Below are 3,558 nucleotides of genomic sequence, written 5' to 3'. Positions count from 1 at the left end.
ATGTATAGCAATCATAAATCATTTGTAAAAAATCTCAGGATATATAAAAACCCTGAAACTTTTACCCCTATTCCCTGTTTCCTAAATTCAAAGATTTTTTTTCATAACTGAAATAGGATTGCTATAGATATAGCAAGTTAGCATTGAAGTGCATCAGTAGTCAGCTTTTTAGTATTTATGAATAGGCTTGAGAAAGTACATCCCAAATTCTGTTTTTTTTAGTAAAAAAGACGAAATATTCTTAATAAGAATATGGATTATCACATCAGATAACCCATCATAAATACCATAAACAAACTTATTTATGTACTTGCCTGTTTCTTCCTGCAATTACTAATTAGAGGTCAAAAGCACAAAATCAGTTACTTGATCTCCATTGTAAGTCCGCCAATGTTCTGATACTTGAAAAAACTGTTCATTATTTGGAGTTTGATTCACAATTCTGAAAATTTCTGAAGGATAATTTTTTTCTTGGCAAGGTTGATTTTTTCTGAGACTAGCAACTAAGTTTTCCATAAATTGATACCCATCACAAAAGGCATTTGGTGGATAACCCATTTCTCCTTCACTATAAGCTTTTCCAGCAATATAAATTATATTGTGATAAAAAGAATGTGAGTCCATCTGCTCTATATATCTGTGTAATTTCAAAGGTGATGGCGCGATTAAGTAGACATCTTCACAGTCAGGTTCACAATACATCAATTCATCCCAACTTCTATAAGATTGTAGAGTTTCTCCTGACTCTAATTCATAACCTAAAGCAAACTGCATTTCATCTAATAATTCTGCTTCCCAATCTTTTTGAGATATTCGTTCAAGCCAATTATGAATAGTATTATATAGTTCCATCTCTGATAGGGAAAGCAAAGCTATTTTTACAGCTTCGGTATGTAGTTGAGTTTTGATTTTCATGACGTTACCTCCTGTTTTGTATAGTGAATAAACTTTGATTGAATTTATATTAGTTAGCTTTTCTGAAGGATATATCCTTCAGGATTAACTATAAATATTTAGCAGTATTCTACTTGTATAGGAAGTAGAAGATGATAATTTTAATTCCCCCTATTAACAGAGTTATCTTTTGAAGATTACTCCTATAATTTCGAGGAATACCATTTTCTTTCAGCTTTTTATTTCTATTACTCTCTAGTGGTCACAGAATAACTATTGATTTTATTGATCCCAATCGGTAAATCCATACACTTAGGTAGGAATTTCTTGTGGGTAAGAAAATTAAATAAGCAATTATACTGTTAGCACACTTTTTCATACTCCTCCGCTTGGAAGGCCCTTTACGACTTTGCGTTGTCATATCGGCCTTGAGTAGAGAATATTTATCTGCCAAAACTCTTATTATAGTATATAAACAAATTTTTGTAAATCAAAATGTTGGCAGTGTGTATTGATTTTTGATTTTTTTTTTGACCTGACTGGAATATGAAATGACTAGTAAATCAAGGGCGATCGCCTGATATATAGAACCTATTTGCTATCTATTTATATAAAAGATAGGGAGTAGGGAGCATTTTTCTACCTTTTTCCCCTATTCTATTTCTGAATTTCGTGACTTCTGAGTTCTGAGTTCTGACTCCTATACCAAAAGCACATACCGCGCACAAAGATATCAAATGGGTTCTATAAATAAAACAAAGATTTTAGGAACAGACAAGATAGATTCTATATATAGAATTAACTCATTAATTGAGAAAGCAATGGAGATTAAGAGTAAAGATATAGCGGATAGTCTTTGAATAAAAGTTTTCTCTAGAGGCATTAATTTGCTTAACGCCGTTGTTCAAAACCCTTAGGAATGCTAGTTTTTCTATTTGTCACTTTTGAGAGAAAACCATCTATAGAAATATATATTCCCTGTTGATCTTCACTCCCTTCAGCAATAAATACTACGTTATCTTGATCAAATGCAGGGCAAATTCCAAACTGAGTAAATTTTCCTGTACCTTCTGGCATGGCAGTATTGTGGTTAGCTATAGTTTTTAGATAACCATTAATATAAAGGTAAATTACTTGCTGATTATTATTTCCTTCTCCTCGAAAAACAACATTACCATTCTCAAAGGTGGCACAAAATTTTGCATCGGTTAAGGTTTTTCTAGATTGAGAAATAGATTGACTATTTTCCTCCTGTCTCCTGTCTCCTGTCTCCTGTTTCCTTCTTCAAGTTCAATAAGTCAATTTTTCCACCGACAATCAATGTTTTTTGAACTATTATCAATTACCCATTACCGAACATTAAATAGATTCCAAAACTTCTAAGACTGATTTAGGTAATAACTTATCCTTAAACCAGACAATAGGTACTGGCACATCTTTCACTTTTACACCAGCTTTTTCCAAATTTAGTCGTTCAGAAACTGCCAATATTAAATTATCGCACTCAGCACTCTGCACCTGATAAAATTTCTTTTTTAAATATTCCGGTCGCCAATATCCAACTATTTCTAATAAATATGATTGCCCACTGGGATGTACCAGTCTAAAGTCAGGAATCATTACACTACCAGGAATTGGAATTAAATCAACTTCTCTTTCTAACTTCCACTCGGTTTTTAACTTAGCCCAACGTTCTGCAAATGATGCTTCTAACATACTATCGTAGGGTTTTCCTGGTGGATAATGACTAACTAGATCGCAATCAGAGTTAAGGCTAAATCGACCTTTTTTCCAAGCTCCACTATAGGTATCGCGATTTTGTAAGGTTGCGTGTAAACTCCATTTTGTAACGTGTAGTAATGCGGGCAACATTTTTGCTAGTGCTAAACCGTAACGAGTACTAGGTTTAAATAAACTATAAGGACCATCAATTGTAAGAGTAAAACCATGGTCAGCATCTCCTTCTATATAAGTCATTAATTGAAAGAGTTTTACATACCTAAATAAGAGTTTGTATTCTCCTGGGTCGTTGCGATGAGCATTCAATTCAATATGACTAGCTTTGTAAAAAATACCTTGTACTTGAGACAGATTATATCTATGTAATAATGCCTCTGATGTGGGAGCATCAAATTGAGTCAAAATTCTATTTTCTTGTAAGTCAGCATAGAGACCTTTTTTAATTTCATCAGGCACAACTTCTCGGTTTAATTCTTGACTAATTTGTGCGGCTAATTTTTCTAGAGTTAATTCTGTTGATTGGATACTAGGAACAACTTCTGCTGCTGTAGTAAAAACACGTTTTCTTAATTCTATTGGTTCCAGAGGACTGATAATTTCAAAAGTAGAAAAACTGCCTCTCAACATATGTGCTAATCCTCTTTTGAAGCGATAGTTGGGGTCATCTCCTTCAATTTCTTGTAAACGTTTATCGAGTTCTCCTTGAGTTTTGCCTACTGTTTCTTCAAAAGAGTTAATCATCTCTGTGGCAATGGCTAAATTTTTAGCATCAATTTTGAGTTTTTGAGGAATAATTGTTTCTCCTGTTTGCCGATGAGAAAGTAAGTCAGTTGGTAACATAGTTATTAAGTCAAAATTCAAAAGTCAAAAGTCAAAAGTAGGATTAAAGTTTTGAGCTGATAAAATCTTACTTTTGACTTTTGA

Annotated in this window: 3 protein-coding genes; all 3 read right to left on the bottom strand. The window is 33.1% G+C overall.

The annotated features are described in order from the left end of the window. Positions 1-333 precede the first annotated feature (333 nt). Entirely contained in the window at positions 334-915 is a 582-nt protein-coding gene (locus tag F6K13_RS23895; protein WP_124144384.1) for a hypothetical protein, read from the bottom strand. Positions 916-1,785: 870 nt separating this feature from the next. Then, positions 1,786-1,971: a hypothetical protein gene (locus tag F6K13_RS23890; protein WP_124144385.1), complete on the bottom strand. Its 186-nt coding sequence runs from the start codon at positions 1,969-1,971 to the stop codon at positions 1,786-1,788. Positions 1,972-2,253: 282 nt separating this feature from the next. Then, on the bottom strand, positions 2,254-3,474 hold the full coding sequence (locus F6K13_RS23885; protein ID WP_124144386.1) for a DUF790 family protein: 1,221 nt from the start codon (positions 3,472-3,474) through the stop codon (positions 2,254-2,256). Positions 3,475-3,558: the final 84 nt, after the last annotated feature.

Source organism: Okeania sp. SIO2B9, assembly GCF_010672505.1.
Taxonomy (GTDB): domain Bacteria; phylum Cyanobacteriota; class Cyanobacteriia; order Cyanobacteriales; family Microcoleaceae; genus Okeania; species Okeania hirsuta.
This window is presented reverse-complemented; position numbering and strand designations above follow the sequence as displayed.